General features: G+C 34.1%; 21 protein-coding genes. 9 read left to right on the top strand and 12 right to left on the bottom strand.

Annotation, left to right across the window (positions count from 1 at the left end):
* Positions 1-70: 70 nt before the first annotated feature.
* The 6 genes from IP023_RS10635 to IP023_RS10660 form a co-directional block, all read right to left on the bottom strand.
* Positions 71-316 carry a hypothetical protein gene (locus tag IP023_RS10635; protein ID WP_241790259.1) on the bottom strand — a complete coding sequence of 82 codons (246 nt, stop codon included), beginning with the start codon at positions 314-316 and terminating at the stop codon, positions 71-73.
* Positions 317-430: 114 nt separating this feature from the next.
* Positions 431-2,335 (bottom strand): hypothetical protein, encoded by a 1,905-nt coding sequence (locus IP023_RS10640; RefSeq protein ID WP_241790260.1) that lies wholly within the window; start codon positions 2,333-2,335, stop codon positions 431-433.
* A gap of 19 nt (positions 2,336-2,354) precedes the next feature.
* Positions 2,355-2,525: a hypothetical protein gene (locus IP023_RS10645; RefSeq protein WP_241790261.1), complete on the bottom strand. Its 171-nt coding sequence runs from the start codon at positions 2,523-2,525 to the stop codon at positions 2,355-2,357.
* A 447-nt stretch (positions 2,526-2,972) separates the two neighbouring features.
* Positions 2,973-4,868, bottom strand: a complete 1,896-nt coding sequence (locus tag IP023_RS10650) for a fimbrillin family protein (protein WP_241790262.1) — start codon at positions 4,866-4,868, stop codon at positions 2,973-2,975.
* Between the two features lie 29 nt (positions 4,869-4,897).
* A complete protein-coding gene (locus IP023_RS10655; protein WP_241790263.1) occupies positions 4,898-5,068 on the bottom strand; it encodes a hypothetical protein in 171 nt (56 codons plus the stop codon).
* 575 nt (positions 5,069-5,643) lie between these two features.
* Positions 5,644-6,495 carry a universal stress protein gene (locus tag IP023_RS10660; RefSeq protein WP_241790264.1) on the bottom strand — a complete coding sequence of 284 codons (852 nt, stop codon included), beginning with the start codon at positions 6,493-6,495 and terminating at the stop codon, positions 5,644-5,646.
* A gap of 230 nt (positions 6,496-6,725) precedes the next feature.
* Here IP023_RS10660 and IP023_RS10665 point away from each other — a divergent pair, with 230 nt between their 5' ends.
* Together IP023_RS10665 and IP023_RS10670 are read left to right on the top strand one after the other, a co-directional pair.
* The gene (locus IP023_RS10665; RefSeq protein WP_394801851.1) at positions 6,726-7,340 is read left to right on the top strand and encodes an RNA polymerase sigma factor; all 615 of its coding nucleotides are present in this window, start codon (positions 6,726-6,728) and stop codon (positions 7,338-7,340) included.
* 14 nt (positions 7,341-7,354) lie between these two features.
* On the top strand, positions 7,355-8,677 hold the full coding sequence (locus IP023_RS10670; protein ID WP_241790266.1) for a hypothetical protein: 1,323 nt from the start codon (positions 7,355-7,357) through the stop codon (positions 8,675-8,677).
* On the opposite strand, the gene IP023_RS10675 is transcribed toward IP023_RS10670, so the two are convergent.
* The gene (locus IP023_RS10675) at positions 8,674-9,288 is read right to left on the bottom strand and encodes an HAD family hydrolase (protein WP_241790267.1); all 615 of its coding nucleotides are present in this window, start codon (positions 9,286-9,288) and stop codon (positions 8,674-8,676) included. The genes IP023_RS10670 and IP023_RS10675 overlap by 4 nt on opposite strands.
* 57 nt (positions 9,289-9,345) lie before the next feature.
* On the bottom strand, positions 9,346-10,533 hold the full coding sequence (locus tag IP023_RS10680) for a proline dehydrogenase family protein (RefSeq protein WP_241790268.1): 1,188 nt from the start codon (positions 10,531-10,533) through the stop codon (positions 9,346-9,348).
* 102 nt (positions 10,534-10,635) lie between these two features.
* Here IP023_RS10680 and IP023_RS10685 point away from each other — a divergent pair, with 102 nt between their 5' ends.
* The 4 genes from IP023_RS10685 (at position 10,636) to IP023_RS10700 (ending at position 13,117) form a co-directional block, all read left to right on the top strand.
* A complete protein-coding gene (locus IP023_RS10685; protein WP_241790269.1) occupies positions 10,636-10,842 on the top strand; it encodes an RNA-binding S4 domain-containing protein in 207 nt (68 codons plus the stop codon).
* Between the two features lie 35 nt (positions 10,843-10,877).
* Entirely contained in the window at positions 10,878-11,939 is a 1,062-nt protein-coding gene (gene aroB, locus IP023_RS10690; RefSeq protein ID WP_241790270.1) for a 3-dehydroquinate synthase, read from the top strand.
* Positions 11,940-12,015: 76 nt separating this feature from the next.
* Complete coding sequence (locus IP023_RS10695; protein WP_241790271.1) at positions 12,016-12,669, top strand: ThuA domain-containing protein; 654 nt, start codon at positions 12,016-12,018, stop codon at positions 12,667-12,669.
* Positions 12,670-12,703: 34 nt separating this feature from the next.
* A complete protein-coding gene (locus IP023_RS10700; protein ID WP_241790272.1) occupies positions 12,704-13,117 on the top strand; it encodes an NUDIX hydrolase in 414 nt (137 codons plus the stop codon).
* A gap of 15 nt (positions 13,118-13,132) precedes the next feature.
* Here IP023_RS10700 and IP023_RS10705 read toward each other — a convergent pair whose 3' ends face one another.
* On the bottom strand, positions 13,133-13,972 hold the full coding sequence (locus IP023_RS10705) for an ATP cone domain-containing protein (RefSeq protein ID WP_241790273.1): 840 nt from the start codon (positions 13,970-13,972) through the stop codon (positions 13,133-13,135).
* A gap of 104 nt (positions 13,973-14,076) precedes the next feature.
* Between IP023_RS10705 and IP023_RS10710 the strand changes: the two genes are divergently transcribed.
* Both IP023_RS10710 and IP023_RS10715 read left to right on the top strand, forming a co-directional pair.
* Positions 14,077-14,382, top strand: coding sequence for a YgaP family membrane protein (locus tag IP023_RS10710; protein ID WP_241790274.1), 306 nt, complete (start codon positions 14,077-14,079; stop codon positions 14,380-14,382).
* A gap of 67 nt (positions 14,383-14,449) precedes the next feature.
* Entirely contained in the window at positions 14,450-15,139 is a 690-nt protein-coding gene (locus tag IP023_RS10715) for an SIR2 family NAD-dependent protein deacylase (RefSeq protein WP_241790275.1), read from the top strand.
* Between the two features lie 203 nt (positions 15,140-15,342).
* Here IP023_RS10715 and IP023_RS10720 read toward each other — a convergent pair whose 3' ends face one another.
* Both IP023_RS10720 and gdhA read right to left on the bottom strand, forming a co-directional pair.
* Positions 15,343-15,588, bottom strand: a complete 246-nt coding sequence (locus tag IP023_RS10720; protein WP_241790276.1) for a hypothetical protein — start codon at positions 15,586-15,588, stop codon at positions 15,343-15,345.
* A gap of 39 nt (positions 15,589-15,627) precedes the next feature.
* The gene (gene gdhA, locus IP023_RS10725) at positions 15,628-16,959 is read right to left on the bottom strand and encodes an NADP-specific glutamate dehydrogenase (RefSeq protein ID WP_241790277.1); all 1,332 of its coding nucleotides are present in this window, start codon (positions 16,957-16,959) and stop codon (positions 15,628-15,630) included.
* 214 nt (positions 16,960-17,173) lie between these two features.
* On the opposite strand from gdhA, the gene IP023_RS10730 reads away from it, so the two are divergent.
* On the top strand, positions 17,174-18,169 hold the full coding sequence (locus tag IP023_RS10730) for a D-cysteine desulfhydrase family protein (protein WP_241790278.1): 996 nt from the start codon (positions 17,174-17,176) through the stop codon (positions 18,167-18,169).
* Here IP023_RS10730 and IP023_RS10735 read toward each other — a convergent pair.
* Positions 18,166-19,053, bottom strand: a complete 888-nt coding sequence (locus IP023_RS10735; protein ID WP_241790279.1) for a cation diffusion facilitator family transporter — start codon at positions 19,051-19,053, stop codon at positions 18,166-18,168. The two genes, IP023_RS10730 and IP023_RS10735, sit on opposite strands and share 4 nt — an antisense overlap.
* Positions 19,054-19,425 lie beyond the last annotated feature (372 nt).

Here is a 19,425-nt window from a genome sequence, read left to right on the forward strand (position 1 = left end):
TAGATTTAGATTCAATATTAAATATAAACAAATTATATTAATTAAATAGTAATGATGAATTGAAAATCCGCTATTTTAATATAAATGCTTCCTTGTGCATTACAATTTTTTGGTGAGTAGGAGTGTTTTCACTGCCTAGAACTTCAGTATGAAAAGGGGCAGGGATTAATACCTTGTACTCTCTTGCTTCTATCGGAATAAAAAATAGAGCGCCTTGAGTTTCTGATTTCTCATTTACTATCAATGTATGTTTTTGAACTGGAGTGCTTAGTTCATTTGCTTTCTTTAGCTTATCTATCAGTATTTGAATGTCCATATTATTCTAATTATGAAATAACCCAAAGATACGATGTCTATATTTTATATTCTTAGTTTTGTCTAACTAATAAACAGGAAGTACTAATTTATACTTCCTGTTTGTCCTTTAGTTTTAATAGGTAGGTTCGTTGGGATAACTATTGTTTCTGACACAACGGATGTTCATAGAGTTTTCCCAGGACATTGTTGAGAAGTTAGAAGTGAAGCTATTTGATGGTAATACACTTAGTAGATTTAGACCAAGTAAATTTATGGATGCTAGTGTGTTACTATTATATCTATAGGTATAATATGTAGGAAGAAGCACCGTATCATCTTTTGATATATCTTTCGATGTCCAATAGTATCCATTACCAACCAATCCATTACTTATATTTAAACCAAGTATTTCAAGTGCACTTACGCTAAGCACCTCTGTTAATGTAGGCCTATTAGTAATGGTCTTGTCATTAGCTCTATATCCAATAGCTGGTAAGAATAAATCATTCATTGTTGACAGGGTTTCATTAGTTAAATATGGGATGGAATAGGCGTTATTAGCGTTCGAACTAGCAGATTTAGCCCATTTAGCTAATAATTCAACTCTTGTTTCGGTATACACCTGAACTAAACCTATTATCAAATTTGCCTCTAAACCTGTTTTTAAATCATTTCTATTTACCAAATATATGTCAGTAAGCGGGCTCAAATTTTCGAAATCAATCTGACTTGGTAATTTCCATAGATTATTTGGATAAACTGATCTGCAGGGGTCGAAACCATTTGTTTGGCTTGTGCCATCTGGAGTAGTGGTATTAAATTTCCAAAGGTCCTTTTCATCTGATATATAGCCTTCGCTATCTTTGGAGATATCTCTTTGATGTGGACTCACCCTAAATCTATAGGCCCCAGTTATATTATTTGCACTATACCAAAGGTTTGATCGCGCCCATTCTGTTGTCGCCGTGCCCACTTTTATGGCAGATTCCACTAACATAGCATTGATGATGTACCGTCTGCCACGCGTGGAGGGTACGGATAGTGCTTCGTGTTTTAAATCTACGCTAGTGGCTGCAAATTCACGAAGTAAACCTGTGGGATGTTCGTTTTCGGGATCCATAACAATACTTAAGGGAGTGAAGTTTAATTTTAAGGCATCCTTAAGAGCACTTTCTGACGAAATTATAGAATAAAAAGTAGCACTTTTCTTGTCGTTAATTCCTGCTGTTATAGCTTTTAGATCAGTTCCATTAATTTTTATAGATTCAGGGGTTCCCTGGAATTCACCTGTTAAAATATTGAAATCAGCCGTTTTGAATAAATCTATATTCCCATTGGAAATACTAACCCTCGTATTATCATGGAATGTAGCAAACATCCCTCTAATATCAACATTAACGACATATTGGGTAGTGTATCGTTTGAAGGTAATGTTAAGGTAATTTTCACCGTATTGCATCGTTAGATTTCCTGTAGCGTATAATAAATCTTTATTCGCAATATCTGTTTTGTTTATAACATTATTTGTTATAGCAGGTACGGTTGCTTGATTGATGGAGTATGCGATCCATTTATAAGCAATTCCAGCATCCAGTTGAATATTTGGGGCATCGCCGACTTTGATTTCCTGATCAGCAGCTATTGTGTTATTACTAGTTCTATAGAATATTAAACGGTATTTAACCGTGTTTTCTAATTTTGAGGTATCCGTAGCGGCATATTTTTTTATAATAGTGGCTTCTTTTGTTACTTCATTACCATCTAGAGGCTCGGCTATGTGGATAGAGGTGATAGCATCAAAGCCAGCATATGAATGTATAGCAGTAGGTGTATTATTACTATTTTTTGTTGTTGAAGATTGTTTTGTAGTATAATCTACCTCTACATAATCTTCAATGCCCTTTAGTGAAATCTGTAAGTTGCTATTCTTTACTAACTCTTGTTGTTCTGTTTTGCAGGAGATTAATACAGAAATTATAAGGATAGGTAGATATCCATAAATTTTAGCCTTTTTAAGGATTATATTTTGTAGTCTCATAGTGTAGCTGATTTGTTTTTTATATATCTCCAAAACCCGTTATGGTAGTTTCATCTTCTATAAATTCTTCTACATTGGGCGTCAGTGAATCTTCTGTTAAATTTAGATTGCCTGATGATTCAGCTATCGAATATTCAGCTATTAATACAGTAATAGTGAATAGAGGGGGGGTGTAGTTGTTTCGTTTCATAAGTATAAGGTTACGATACAGTACTTAAAAAGGATTGGTATTATTTTATAATTTTTCTAGGTATATATATTAAAGTAAGGAAATAAAAACCACAATAACAACCAATAAAATTAATTAATTATTAATTTTATTATTAATCAATAAAATTATAGTTCTATTTCAATTTAAATCCTGTGATTTGTGTTATTATTTTTTACTTATTGCAAACTAATATTATGACTTAAATAGCTTTTCAATTATAGAAATTGCATATAAATTATCGTATAAACTTTGCTGTTGCGTATGTTACTTTTCTTTGAATAAGGTAGGATGTAATGTTGAGGGGTGAATAGCACTTCCTATTTGTAAATAGTAATGCCCTTGTCAGTCGGAGCAAAAAAAACAGCAGCAAATATTTATTTGCTGCTGTTTTTTTGTTTAGTAGAGTTTACGGATAACTTAATTATATTAGTTTGTATAATTTGGATCTCGAACACAGCGGATATTTAATCTTGCTCTCCAATTAGCTGTAGAATTAAAGTCCGTTGAATTGACGAAATTATTGTTTTGAATATTTTTAAAGTAACCATTAAAGCTCAAGACATTAAGTTGAAGTATTTCTAATAAATTAACGCCTAATACCGTTGCTCCATTTACTCCATATTCAAAGTAAGTAGGCTTTGTTACATTACTTGTAGAATACAATCCTTTAGATGTCCAATAAAAACCTCCGCCAGAGATTACAGGTAGAACTTTAACTAATTCACCTATTGAAAGTACTGATGATGCAATAGGTCGTTCATATATTGTTCCGTGTATATCTGTGCGGCCAACACCAGAAAACACTAAATTATCCATAGTAGATCTAGGGTCATTAGGTCTATATGGTTGACTATATCCTTTTCCTGGAGTTCTATTTTGGGTGTTACTTTTATAAACAGCCGACATTTCATAATATTTGGAGTTACCAATTAGTCCTAATACAACCGTCCACCAAGGTTCATCTCTATCTATTATATATAATGAGTCTGGATTATTAACTGTTAATGAGGTAAAGTCTTCGTCGCTAGCCATTTTCCATAAACCTTCGGGAAATACTTTATTACAAGGGTCAAAGCCTACTTCTTGCTCTGTGCCATTAGGTGTTGTAGTGCTGAACCTCCATAAGTCCTTTTCATCTTTTAAGAATCCGCTACTATTCTTACTTTGCATATCCCTAAAATGAGGACTTGGACGTAATCGATATTTGGAAATAGTATTGTTTTCATCATACCATAAATTTGACCGTGCCCATTTCGTATTACTTGTTCCTACTTGTACGGCAGATTCTATCAACATAGCATTTATTTTATATTTGCGACCCCTTGTTGATGTACCTGTTATTGCATTGTGTGTTAAATTAATAATAGCACTTGGGAAATTGCGTATAGTTCCGTTATCTTCCAACGCTAAATTTAATGGTAGAAAGTTTAATTTCAATTCATTCTCAAGAGTTATTTCAGATTCTATAACGGTATGAAATATAGCTTTCTTTTGGTTATTATCATTTAATATGTTATCAACTATTAGGTCGCTACCTTTGAGTGTGACAAGAGTTGCTGAACCTTCAAATTGACCAGTAAGAATATTAAAATCAGCTGTTTTAAAAAGATCTCCATTTGTGTTTGATAAACTAATTCTTGTATCCTCATCTATTGCAGCAAACATCCCTCTGGTGTCAACATTGACTTCGTATTGGGTGGTATAACGCTTCAGTGTAAGGTTTAGGAAGTTGTCCCCAGGCTGTATTGTTATAGTATTGCTAGCATATAACAAGTCTTTATTCGCAAGGTCATTTTTATTAATGATATTTTCAGTTATATCTGGGACATTTGCTGTATTGATAGAATAAGCAACCCATTTGTAAGTGACGCCGATATCCAATCGAATCCTTGGCGCATCACCGGCTTTGATAAGTTCATTGACAACAACAGAGTTGTCACTCGCCTTAAAGAATAGTAAACGATAACGGACAGTATCTTGCAATTTTGTAGTGTTGCTAGCTAATTTCGTTACTTCTGAAGATGCTTTTTTTGTAGATACAGCTGCTGTTGGTTCTTCAACTTCTATTGATGTAATAGCATCAAATCCTTCGTATGATTGTATTTCTACAGGTGTATTATTGTTACTTTTACGAGTAGCTGCTACTTTATCTATAGTTGTATAATCTTCTATACCTGCTAGTGATATTTTAATGTTGCCATCGCCGCTAATGATTTCCTTTGGATCATTTTTGCAAGAAGATAAAATAGTGATTATCAAAAGGCTAAGAATGCCCAAAATATTCCATTTTTTAGGATGGAAGCCTGGAGGTGTTAATTTCATATTGTTATAATTAATTGTAATCTATGAACTTATAAATCTCCAAAACCTTCTATTGTAGTGGTATCTTCGTAGAATTCCTCCACATTAGGAGTGAAAGAGTCTGTGTTAGTGCCGATATGAACGGATCCAGTTGCTATTGAGCACTCAGTTTGTACAGTTGTTAGTGTTAGTTTTGGTTGCTGGTAAGTGTTTTTTTTCACGGTATTCTAAATAGCTATATGTAATGTTAGTTTTTCGCTTTAAAGTCTATTAAAGATGTTCTTAGCGCCAAAATAAGATAATATAAGTTACAAAAACAAAACTTTTGTTTAAATAATACTCTCTTTCAATTAATTTTTACAAAAGTGATTGTCTTTCAGTTAATTGTGCTTTAGATTAATTTATTGCTTTATTTAGATTTGTGTTTTTATTTTCGATTATTTATTTCTAAATCATACATTTTTGTATAGCATGACTAAATATTTTCTATTCTAAAAACATTTAGTTATTGTTTTGCAATAAATTTAATTCACTCTTTTGATAGGTTTGAAACTATTTTTTTGTATTGAAGATTAATTTTAGGTTTCTTTTTGGTAAAAAATAGTATTCGGCAAAATCTGAAAAATTGCTTTTATAATTAGTGATAATTATTGGCAATATTTTATGGAGATTATTGTTTATTTTAAATTGCATAAAATAAGCTAATAATTATTAGAGAGAAAGCGTATTTTATTTTACAACAAAAGCAATGCTTTGTGGCATTGCTTTTACGGATTATATGATTTGAAATTTATTATTATCTTTCCTCGTGAAATACCCAAGTAGGTATATGAGAATGAAAGACAAACTCATTACTTAAGCTAGCGTTTATCAATCGATCAAAGAAATTTCTATTTCTTTTTACTACAGCAAGTATATCAATTTTGTTTTCTGCTAGAAATTTATTAACTGTATTTTCAACTGTTTCTTCCTTTTCCAAAAACACGAATTCTAAATTAGCATTATCGTATTCTTTTCCCCATTCTTCTGCTGCTATTAGTACATCCGCTATATAATCTGGGTTATTTAATACATTAACACAATATACATCAAAAGGTACTTTTTCCGAAATTCTAACTATTTCTTGTAAGGCAGGTTTGTCTTTGTCTCTAAACAAGGTGGTAAAAGCTACCTTATCTATAGGTTTAAATTTTGCTTTTGTCGGTATGGCTAATACGGGCTTTGTTACATTCTTAATGACGTTGACCGTATTGGTTCCTATGATTGCTTGCGAAATACCTGAAGCACCAATTGTTCCCATTACGATAGCATATATATCTTCATTAGCTATTGTTTTTTTTACCGAACTAACTAATGGACCTTCTTCAAAAAGGAAAACTACATTGTTGGGATCAAGGTTGTTTTCTGCCGCCAATTTACGTAAAACCGCGACATTTTTTTTGAAAGTATCGAATTTTGAAAGTTCTATTTCTTCGTAGATACTTTGTAATAATTCGGGCTGACCTCCATGTGTTGCTGATAGTACAGGTGACATATAAGAATACAAAACATAGATTTTTAAGTCCAGATGATTTGCTAAATGAAGACCGTATAAATAAGCATTATCCGCTGCTTCTGAAAAATCCGTTGGTATAAGTATGCTTTTCATAATCTTTTATTTTAAATTTATCTATAATTTATCTATAATTTATCAATTGAGCAAACATTGTGATGTATGTAATTATTTTTAATATTTTTTATTACTTAATAGGTTGTAGCATTTATGCGAATTGTGTCGTTTATAAAGAATACACAACTAAAAAAAAGCGTAGGTATTAGTATATATAATTTGTGAATAAAATACATAACTTACATCATTGAACTGCCTATAGGATTTCTGTGAGTATATTACCTAAATATTTTAAAAAGAAAGCTCCATTAACATTGAAGTTAGCATTGGAGGAATGTGTTTTGTTAAATTCAGAACGCAGTAAGTCTTTCCTATATAAAAGATTTTATGGATATCTTATGGCTGTATCTATTCGTTATGTAAAGGATGAAATGGAAGCTGAAGATGTGGTTAATGAATCATTTGTTAAGATATTCAATAAAATAAATGGTTTTTCTTTTGAGAATGATGAACTCATTATTGAGAAAACATTTAAAGCATGGATAGCACGAATAACAGTTAATACATCTATCGATAAATTACGTGTAAAAAAGGGAAATTATGCGTTAGATGATTTGACTGATGCTGATTTAAAATCACATGCTGTAATGATATCTACTAGTTTGGAGGAGAAAGATATCATGAATTTATTAAATAGCTTGACAGATGTCCAACGTTCAATATTCAATTTGTATGAGATTGAAGGTTATTCTCATGATGAGATAGGGAAAATGCTCCAAATTCCAGAAAGTACTTCGCGTACTTATCTTACAAGGGCCAAATCCAAATTGCGTCAATTGTATATGGAACAGTTTGAAATATTAGAAAAAATTAATCATTCTTAATATATAGTCGTAGAATGAAAAGAGATAAAGAATTAGTAGCAGATATTGTTGATCGTTTGAAATCAATAGAGAATTATCCCTATAGAGAAGGTGCTTGGGAGAATTTTAAGCAAAAGAAACCTATTTCTTCTACTGGAGGGATTAGCATTAACAAATATTTGGCTATGGCAGCAATGCTAATAGCAGGTTTAGTGATTTCATATTATAGTTATAATAATAAAGTAACTATACACAAAGATCTAGAGCAAAATAATAGTTTAATTGTTACGCAAGAAAATACTAAAGGTGCCCTATTGGAGGATGTTCCAGTTGGTAATATAGAAGCAGATAATTATGATACAATAATTCGTTCTTCAACACTTATTGGAGCAAGTGAGCAAAAAAATACTAATCTACCAGGATTAGATTATATAGATAATGATCTACAACTAAATGTAACGGTCGATCTCAGTCATATTCTTCCATTAAAGCCAACTTTGGGACAATTTAACCCTCCCGCAATTGTTGTGCAAGAAGACTTAGATAAAGTGCAGTTATCTAATGATTTGGCAGACCATCTGATATTAGCAAATAGTAGTTTGGCACAAACTATACTTTCAAATTCTAATCATGAAAAGTCTTTAAGTCCTAAGCGTTTCAAATTCTCCGAGAAGTTCGATTTAGGTTTATTTATTTCGCCGTTTACCAATTCTGAGAATCTTAGAGTAGGAGGTGGATTAGCATTGGCTTATAATATTAATAATAAAATTAGTATTCGTACTGGAGCATCTTATAATACGTATGAAGTAGGTCTTCTGAAAAATCCCCTTGCCGCAAGTAGCGTTGAACAAGTTGAGGTAGGTATGTTGAATTCTAATTTGCAATCGCCGGGTAGTGGTAATGATTTGTTATCTGTATCTAAATTGGCGATTCCAAATATAAACGCTGTGTCAGGTTTTGTTCAGTCTGTTGAAATTCCTCTTGAAGTGAAATATACATTGAATAATTCCTTTTATGCTGCAGCGGGAGTTTCTTACTCCACAATTGTGAGCCAAGAAAGAAATGCACAATATGTAGAGAATGTGAATTTAAATACCTTTAATGATGGTTTTCCAGCGAATGAACAGGAAGCTTCTAAAGTATTGAAGATGGTTACTAAAACAGTTAAATCTGCTGAGCAGAATGTCAATACCGCAGGTTATAATGGGTTTATAAACTTATCTATTGGCAAGAAAATGAAGGTGAATAGTAAATTTGGTGTGGCCATTGAACCTTATTATAAAATACCTGTAGGAGAATTTAGAAAAGCAGATATGAATTACAGTAATGGTGGTGTACGAATTATGACCAACTTCTAAAGTTGATCAATACGCACCCATCCCATTCCAGCTGCTATTGCTCCTTGTACTCCGGGGTCACCATCTTCGAATACTAAACATTTTGTTGGATCAACATTCAAATGTTTGGCCGCTAATAGAAAAGGCTGTGCTGAAGGTTTTCCTTTTTCGGTATCGCCCGCGCAAACTAGAGTTTCGTATTTATCGGCTACTCCGATCACGTCGAGTGTTATATTTAAGGTACTTCTACTTCCTCCAGAAACAATACCTATTCTTTTTAAACCAACATGATCGATTAATATTTGTCTCACATAGGAGATAGGTTGCGTAGCTTGAATAAAGCGTTCAATAAAAATGGCTGATTTGCGTTTAGAAAACAGTTCAATATCGAATTCCTTACCGTATCGAATTGTTATTTCCCGTGCTACGGCTACTGTTGGCCATCCGGCTGTCTCGTCGATTAGGTTGTCATCTAAGTCAATGCCATATTCTGTAGCTGTAGCTACATAAGCCGCTTTGTGTGCATGTATATTGTCTGCAAGTGTACCATCGACATCAAATAAAAGAGCTTCATAAGGAGCGGCGATTTGACTTAGCTTTTCGTATTTAGTTATTTCTTCGGTTGTCATCATATCCTACAAAAGTAATGAATCAAAAAAGGATGCAAAATCATTTGCATCCTTTTTTGATTATTTTGAATTTTTACGTCTTTGTTTTTCTTTGATGATAAGGCTCAATTCTCGGCCAGTTTGACCTGCTGCGGAAGAGTTTTCTTGAGCTCGTCTGAATAAGTAAGGCATTACTGCTTTTACAGGACCGTAAGGCATGTATTTGGCTACGTTGTAATTAGATGCTCCCAGATTAAATGATAAGTTATCTGACATACCTAACAACTGTGCGAAAAATACATTCTGATTATTCGGTGCTATATTGCGCTTCTGCATCTCTTGTGCCAATAAAAGACAGCTTTGATCGTTGTGCGTACCTGCCATTAGTCCTATTTTATCGATGTTATCCAAACAAAAGATGATGGCCTCATTGTAATCAGTATCTGAAGCTGCTTTGTTAGGTTGGATAGGCGAAGGATAACCCTTCTCCTTGGCACGTTCACGTTCTATCTCCATGTATGCACCACGTACGATTTTTGCACCAATATGGAAGCCTCGAATATTAGCATATGCTAAATCTGCTTTTAGAGATGCCAATTTATCGTGTCTATATAATTGATATGTATTATATACAATAGGTTTTTCGATATTGTATTTTTCCATCATGATACGTGCGATATCATCTATTGTGTCTTGAATCCATGAATGCTCTGCATCAATTAATACCGGAATACCAGCTTTATGACAGGCTTTACATATTCTATCACAACGATCCATCAAGCGTGCAAATTCTTCTTTTTCTTCTGTTGTTAATGTTTCTTTAGCATCTATTTTTGCTAATAAATCAAAACGACCAACACCAGTAGGCTTGAATACACAGAAGGAAATTAGTTTATTTAATGTCGCATACTTTACTGAAGCAAGTACTTCGTTGCAGCATGCATCAAAACTCTCTTCTGAATCTTCGCCTTCTACAGAATAGTCTAATATTGTAGTTACGTTTCCCTTGCCTAATTCTGCGATAGCATGATCACATCCTTGGATTGTTTCACCACCACAAAACTGTTTGTAGATTGTATTGCGGATTATCCCCTGAACAGGTAAACCTACGCTTAAGGCAAAATTTGTTATTGGCGTGCCAATTTTAATTAAGCTGCTAGACGCTACCATTTTAAACAACCAGTATGCTCTTTCAAGGTCTTTGTCGCTTTTATTGCGAAAAGCAATTTCTGTATTGTCAAAATTTAATGTTGTATTTTGAGATGCCATTCTTTATAAGATTACTAACCAAAAGTAATATTTATTAAATTTATTTTGTGCAAAATATCACAAACTGGACAGTATTAGTATATTTTTGGTGTATTTTTGTTTATGCAAACATTTACATTAGAAAAGGAATTTATCCCACTTATTCAATTGTTGAAAGCTCTAAATTGGGTAGAGCACGGGGGGATGGCTCAACGTATGGTTGATGAAGGTCTTGTAAAATACAATGGTGAAGTAGATTACCGCAAGCGTCTTAAAGTACGTAAAGGTGATATTGTTGAATTTGACGGAATGAAAGTTCAAGTGCAGTAAATTATTTATATTTACTGCAATTATAAAAATAGTATATGCAAGCCATTAATAGTTTAGGATATCAAGTGTATTTTGAAGAAGATTTAAACTCTTTAGAATCATTTATAGAAGAAAGAAATTACTCGCAGATTTTAGTATTAGTAGATATTAATACAAATGATAATTGCTTACCTGTATTGCAGGCGGCTATGCCTAATCTCAGCAATTATGATGTGATAGAGGTTGATCCAGGCGAAGAGAATAAAAATATTGATTTTTGTATCGGTGTATGGAAGACTATGCTTGATTTTGGTGCTGATCGTAAGGCTGTTATGATAAATCTGGGTGGAGGTGTCGTTACCGATATGGGAGGATTTGCCGCTTCTACTTATAAAAGAGGTATTGATTTTATACATATCCCTACCACATTATTAGCGCAAGTAGATGCTTCTGTTGGTGGTAAAACCGGAATTGACCTGGATAATGTGAAAAATATAATAGGTACTTTTACTCAACCACAGGCCGTATTTATCAGTACTAAGTTTTTAGCTACTTTGGATGAGAGGCAGATAGCGTCTGGTTTTGCTGAGGTAATAAAACATGGCCTTATACAAGATAAAAGTCTGTATGAATTATGTAAAACAGTAAACTTAGCCGATATCGACGCTGCTATTATTCATCGTTCTGTAGCTATTAAAAACAATGTTATTACGCAAGATCCAACGGAGCAAGGTTTACGAAAGATTCTGAACTTTGGACATACGATTGGTCATGCTGTGGAGGGCTACTCTTTATTTAACGATGAGAATTCTTTATTACACGGAGAGGCTATCGGTATAGGTATGATTTGTGAAGCATGGTTGTCACACAAATATTGTGGCCTTTCGGAAGAGGAGCTCGCCGATATTTGCAACACCTTTATGACCTTGTATTCTAAATATAATTACACAAAAGAGCAATATCCTGCATTTTTTGAATTGATGAAAAATGATAAGAAAAATGAAAGTAATAAAATAGGATTTGCTTTATTAAATTCAATCGGTGATTGTACATATAATATTTATGTGTCTGAAGAAGATATTGAGTCTGCGTTAGATTACTATCTATCTTTGAGTTAATTATATAATTATGAGAGCACTTTTTATTTTTTCAATGTTTTTATTGTTTACTAGTGACATCTGTTTGTCACAGCAAATGAAAAGTGTTCTCATATTTTCAAAAACTACGGGTTTCCGACATGAGAGTATATCTAAAGGGGTGCAAACGGTGTCCAGATTGCTTGATGAATCAGGGATAAATGCGACCCATACAGAGGATGCTTCCTATTTTTGTACTGATAGTCTTTCAAAATATGATGCTGTTTTATTCCTAAGTACGACAGGCGATATTTTGACTAAAGAACAGAAGGTAGCTTTTCAGGAGTTTATACAATCTGGTAAAGGTTATGTGGGTATACACGCTGCTTCGGACACGGAGTACAATTGGCCTTGGTATGGTCGGTTGGTAGGTGGTTATTTTTCAAGTCACCCTGCTGTCCAAGAGGCGACGATCAATGTCGTCGATAAGAATCATCCGTCAACAAAGCATCTGCAAAATATTTGGATTCACCGTGACGAATGGTATGATTTTAAAGATGTGAAGCCAGGTTTAAATATCTTGATGACATTGGATGAAAAATCCTACCAAGGTGGGAAGATGGGGAAATTTCATCCCATCGCTTGGTTTCAGGAATTTGACGGAGGTCGTTCCTTTTATACAGGTTTAGGGCATACTAATGAGTCATTTGATTCAGCAAATTTTCAAAAACATATTTTAGGCGGTATTTTTTACGTGCTTAAGTATAATTAAAAGTATCTTTTACTCTTCAAAACTATATATTGACGTGAATCAAAAAATTCGAATAGCTTCGGCAATTATATGTAATGCAAATAATGATTTATTGGTAGTACGAAAGCGAAATTCTTTATTCTATATGTTGCCAGGAGGTAAGATTGAACCAGGAGAGGAGCTGATAGATACTTTACTAAGGGAATTGTTGGAGGAATTGGGTTTGCAGTTTGCGAAAGATGATTTTTCCTTTTTAGGGTCTCATGAGACAGCGGCGGCTAATGAAGCTAACACCACAGTGCAGGGTAATATTTTTTTATTAACAAAACCGTTGCCACTAGATAAGCTAGATAATAAAGCTGAGATCGAAGAGGTGTGCTGGATGACTAAGCATAATTATAATTCCTATCAGCTAGCCCATCTTTTGGAAGAATTTGCTTTGCCACGCTGGCTAGCTGATTTTAAGTAATCCTTTTGATTACATTTAGTGCTCTAATGGATTGTTTATTAGGTCGTTTGCTTCTTGTATAACAAGTTGTTTTTGACTGTTGTTAATAGCTGTAACATCTAAATATTTTGGCTCTCGCACAATATCTTTGACGAGAATACATGCTGTTTTTAAAAGTTGTTTTTTATCTTTTTCCGTTAGTGTGGTAAGGCAAGTAATAGGATATTCTCCATTGTTGTCGACTTTTACTTTTAGGCTATCTTCTTTTGGATAGTCCCATGAAAGTAGGTTCATCTTGTGATATTTTCCAAATTTGATCGAGTCTAAAGTAAAATATGCATTCGTCACTAACCAACCTTCGCTTACTTCTAGTGTTTTATCAAAAAAATTGAACGATAGTCCAGTTATATCTTTTACACGCGACATAAAGTACATCGGGGTTGTTACAGATATTTTAGCATCTACATCATTTCTGAATTTACACTCTATAGCAAGCAATTTGCTGTCTTTTACTGCGATTACATCTATTTCATGCGTTACAGCGTGGCCTTGAATAGTTTGCCCTGTTATGGATTCATATCCTTCTTCTTGATAGATTCTAGCTACCCATTTTTCAAAATAAAAGCCTTCAGGACCTAAGTCGCGTAATGCTTTCTTAAGTGAATAGCGGGCTGCAAAATAGTTGCGTACTTTTTTTAAATGATCAAAAGCGAGTTCGTATAGTTCTCTTGTGGATATGCCATCGTATAATCTATGCCCGATTTCATTGAATACTTTATCTACCTCTTGCTCATTTGCTCCAGATCTTGATAAGGAATGTCTTAAGCTTTCGGGGTTGAAGTCAACAAGTTCGCCAGAATATTTTTTTATACGCATAATGAGCTCTTATTTTAAAACTTTAAGATATTATTAATTCATTCAATTTACAATATTTTAAACCAAATTCTGTTTTAAGTGTTTCATAATAAACATTAAAGGATATGAATAAGATTGTAGATTACGGTGTAAAAGCACTTCATGAACGTATGGATAGAAAATGTGTTAATGGAAAAATAGGAGGTTCGGAACGTGTACTTTCTGTTGTAGCAGGTGCTTTTATTGTTGGATTTGGATTGAAGTATATAACCAGAAGGCCGCTATTGGCCTTGTCAGGGCTATCATCAGGTGGTGCTTTGGTGTATCGTGGGCTTACTGGGCGATGTGTAATTAAGGCTGAATTTGATAAGGCTGATAAAGAAAAACGTGAAGAGATAGAGTTTTTAGAACGTCGTTATATTGTTAAGTAGTGCTCTTCTGTAGGTTATATGTTTTTTTATAACGTATGGTTTAAGTTTGTTTTTTGTATAATAGTATATGCAAAAGCCTAAAGTAGTCATTCTAACTGGTGCTGGAATATCAGCTGAAAGTGGAATTCCAACATTCCGTGGGGTAGATGGTTTGTGGGAGGGACATCGTATTGAAGATGTAGCATCTCCAGAAGGTTTTTTAAGAGATCCTGAGACTGTTCAGCGGTTCTATAATACGAGGAGAGCTGACGTGCGTAAAGCCCGCCCTAACGCGGGGCATTTGGCACTTGTAGCCTTGGAGAGAAAATTCGAAGTTCATATTATTACCCAGAATATTGATGATCTACATGAAAGGGCAGGAAGTAAAAATGTGTTACATCTGCATGGTGAGATTATGAAGTCTCAATCTTCTTCGGATCCTCAAAAAGTATATGTAATAAAAGGGGACGACATCAGGATGGGGGATCTATGTCCAGCTGGTGCTCAACTACGCCCACATGTAGTCTGGTTTGGTGAGTCTGTACCGAATATGAAAGAGGCTATCAAGTTGACCAATGCTGCAGATGTGTTTATAGTGATAGGTACTTCTCTTCAAGTGTACCCTGCTGCCAACCTTATTTACGAGACAAAAAAAGAATGCGAAATCTACCTTATTGATCCTAATGCTTCAACTTTAAATGTAGGAAAACGGGTCGTCCTGATCAATGAAACTGCGTGCGCTGCAGTACCTGAATTAGTTAAAATGTTGACCAAATAATATTTTGTTTGTAATTATTGGTATTTGTAATTATCTGTAATTTAGGTGTTTAGTATAATCACTTAAAGTATTTATTTATATTTGTTGTTAAAAATGCTTGTAAATAGAACGGGTTAGCCAAATATTATTTGGTTAACCCGTTTTTATTATATTAAAGTGTTATTAGTTAACGCTTTGTGTGATTTATGTGTATCTTTTGTTTATTAGTAATATCTGTTGTAGGTATCATTAAAGCTTGAACGCATTGTTTGAAAATTTGCTAGTACGGAATTAATAAATGTATCATCTAATATCTCGAAAATACCATTAACTTCATTAACAATATCTGCTTCAGCAATTTTATAGGATTGCTCAAGATTGCCTTGTTCGAATTTGATAATGTATTTTTGGTTCATGCCAAAAATAGTAATCTTACAATTTGGGTGAGGTAGCTCGGCTATAGTTCTCATATGATTATTAATTCCTTTTTTTACAAAAGTACAATTTATTTATACAACGCCTTGTGCTTTCATCGCCTCTGCGACTTTTATAAAACCACCAATGTTTGCTCCTCTAAGATAGTTGATATAGCCACATTCTTCTTTACCATAGCGGATACATGTTCTGTGTATGTTCTCCATAATAGCTTTTAATTGTGAATCTACTTTTTGTGTATTCCATTGTTGGCCGATTGCATTTTGCGACATCTCCAATCCCGATACAGCTACACCACCCGCATTTGCAGCTTTACCTGGTGCGTATACAATTTTAGCAGCATGGAATACTTTTACGGCTTCCGCAGTTGATGGCATATTGGCTCCTTCGGCGACACATATACATCCATTTTCAACTAATATCTCTGCATCATTTTTATCCAATTCGTTTTGCGTAGCGCATGGTAAAGCGATATCACATTTGAACTGCCAAGGCTTTTGCTCAGCATAGAATGTTGCTGATTTATATTTTTTAGTAAATTCCTGTATATCTCTCCCTAAAGTAGCTAGATGATGTAATTTCTCTAATGTGAAGCCATCTTCATCGTATAGTGTACCTGAGCTATTCGACAGTGTGATCACCTTAGCGCCTAATAAAATTGCTTTTTCTGCCGCGTAGTATGCCACGTTGCCTGCTCCTGATATAGCAATAGTCTTACCTTCTAAGGTGTCATTGTTGTTATCTAAAACACAGGATACAAAGTAAAGTAATCCATAGCCTGTAGCCTCAGGTCTGATATACGAACCTCCCCAATGTACTCCTTTCCCTGTTAGTACACCCGTGAAGTTGTTTTGGATTCTTTTGTATTGTCCATATAAGTAACCGATTTCACGACCACCTACACCGATATCTCCTGCCGGAACATCTGTCTCTGCACCGATATGGCGGTACAATTCTGTCATAAAGGATTGACAAAAGCGCATAATTTCCATGTCTGATTTTCCTTTAGGATTAAAATCAGAACCTCCCTTGCCACCACCTATAGGTAATCCCGTCAGTGAATTTTTGAAAACCTGCTCAAAAGCTAAGAATTTTAAAATACTCAAATTGACTGTTGGAGAAAATCGTAATCCACCTTTGTAGGGGCCTATTGCACTATTCATTTGTACGCGGTAGCCTCTATTTACTTGTATTACATTATTGTCATCTAACCAAGTGACACGAAATGAAACTACTCTTTCTGGTTCGGCAATGCGCTCCAAAATTTTAAGTGTTTCATAATCTTGATGATGGTTATTGATGTACGGAATAAGATCTTCTACAACTTCTGTAACTGCTTGTAGGAATTCGGGTTCATTAGGATTATGTTCCGCAACATAACCTAAGAATTTCGTAAGGTTGAGCATTGTAAATTACTAATTAATCACTTTTTCGTATTTCAAATTTAATAAATAATTTTAATAAAATATGTAATATTTTTAACTTTTGGTCGCTGTGATTCGTTATTTATCAACTTTCTGTATCCGTATTTGAATATTATTAATGTTAAACTATGATTATAGTTTTGGTTTATAGTTGTATTTTAGCGTTTAGAATTATGATAATACAAAGCTAAGATATATGGAGAATATGGATTTAAGTAAGTATCCGAAATTAAAATTATTGAATCAAGCTACTGAAGTACAGTATATGGCGCAATTGAGTGGTCAGCTTGGTGTTCATTTATATATAAAGCGTGATGACTTGAATGGTGTGGGCTTTGGTGGTAATAAAGTGCGTAAGTTAGAATATTTATTAGGTGATGCGCAACAACAAAAGGCAACACATATATTGACCTTAGGTGCTATACAGTCAAATCATGCGCGACTTACGGCAGTAACAGCCCGTATGAAGGGATTTGACGTTGAATTGTTTTTGAAAGAATCTGTAGCCATAGATACGGATGCCTATCAACAGAATGGAAATATTGCGCTCAATAAAATTGTCGATGTAAAGATGCATCGAATTCCGAATGATAATGCTATGATGAATAAAGTGAAGGCTAGGATGGATCAGATTATTAAAGATGGTGGTAAGCCTTATTTTATTCCTGTAGGTGGATCAAATGCCTTAGGTAATTTTGGTTATGTAGACTGTTATTCTGAGTTATTGAAACAACAAGAGGACCTACAGCTCAAATTTGATTATGTGGTAGCAGCTTCTGGTTCTGGTGGTACACACGGTGGTTTGATTATTGGTCAAATTCTTTCGGGAGCAGATATGCGCGTGAAGGCCTATAATGTGCAGCCTGAGCATGATGAGTTGGTAGATCACACGATGGCGATATGTAATGAAACACTGCAATGGCTAGGTAGAAGTCCTATTTCGAAAGATGAAATAAATTTAAATTCATCTTATAGTGGTACAGCTTATGGTTTTCCAGAGGATATTCATTTGGAAACACTCCAACTTTTGGCCAAACAAGAAGGTGTATTTTTAGATCCTGTCTATACGGCAAAAGCATTTACAGGTCTTGTTCAAGATATCAAAAAGGGGATATTCCCGCTAGGGTCATCTATCGTGTTTGTGCATACTGGAGGAACTCCAGGGCTATTCGCCTACAATAATTTGTATTAACATTTTTTAGAACTGTCAAATGGTTCGATATGAACGAATACATTTGATATATTTTCAAGCGTCAAAATAAGGTGATCCTTCAGTGAATGTGCTATATCGTGCCCTTCTTTGACGCTTAAATGTGGATCTACCACAGCGTGTAGGTCTACAATATAATCCATTCCTATTTTGCGGACAAAACATTTGTCTGTAGCTAATACACCATTTACTTCAAGAGATCTTTCACGGATAATATCTACTAAATCTTCGTATAAATTTTCATCCATTATTTCGCCTAATGCGGGTCTGAAAATTCGATAACAGTTATAAATAATAAAGCCAGATGCTAATAGTGCAGCCCAATCATCTGCGTATTCATAACCCGGCCCTAACCACACGGCGATAGAGATACCAATAAAAGCTGCGACAGAGGTGATAGCATCACTGCGGTGGTGCCAGGCATCGGCTTTAAGTGATGTACTATTAAGTGCCTTTGCTTTTCGCATCACTATATGGTAACTAATTTCTTTCCAAATGATAATTAACCCAATAACATACAAAGTCCATGATTTGGGTGATTCGTGTGGTGTATTTAGATTTATAATACTCTGATGCGCTATGATGGTTGCAGAGATAACTAAGAATATAACAACAATAAAGGTAATTAATGGTTCGATGCGGCCATGACCATAGGGATGCGTCTCATCAGCTGGACGTTGTGAATATTTAATGCCTAATAATACAAGAATCGAAGAAAAGATATCTGTAGTAGATTCAATCGCATCGGCAATCAGTGCAAATGAATTACCGAAGAAACCAGCAAGCCATTTGATAATAGCTAAAGCTAAGCTTCCAAAAATACTGAAATATATTGTTTTTTCCGCTTTGCTTTTTTTCTTTACCATCTCATTTATTGTATAATAACACAAATGTAAGCGGATTTGTTCGTAATAAAAAAAGATAACTAATATCATTTTACTATTGGTTAAGATAGGAGTGGAAGGCTCCCCAGGTAAATGAGCCTTTTAACTAGGTGCAATTACCCTTTAGCATAATCGATTGCATTTCTTATATTTTTTAGATTGTCCATTAACATTGGTTGTTATTAGTAAAATAAAGACTACAAACAATTTCTCTATCGTTAGTAGACTATCTTTTTTGAATTAATTGTATATAATTTAAATAAATCAAAGTAACAACGCTATATCAAGTGGAACAGATTTTTGGAACGTATTTTTAATAGTAGTTATATATGAATAATATTCTTCATTTTAGAC

This window comes from Sphingobacterium rhinopitheci (assembly GCF_022627575.1).
GTDB lineage: Bacteria > Bacteroidota > Bacteroidia > Sphingobacteriales > Sphingobacteriaceae > Sphingobacterium > Sphingobacterium rhinopitheci.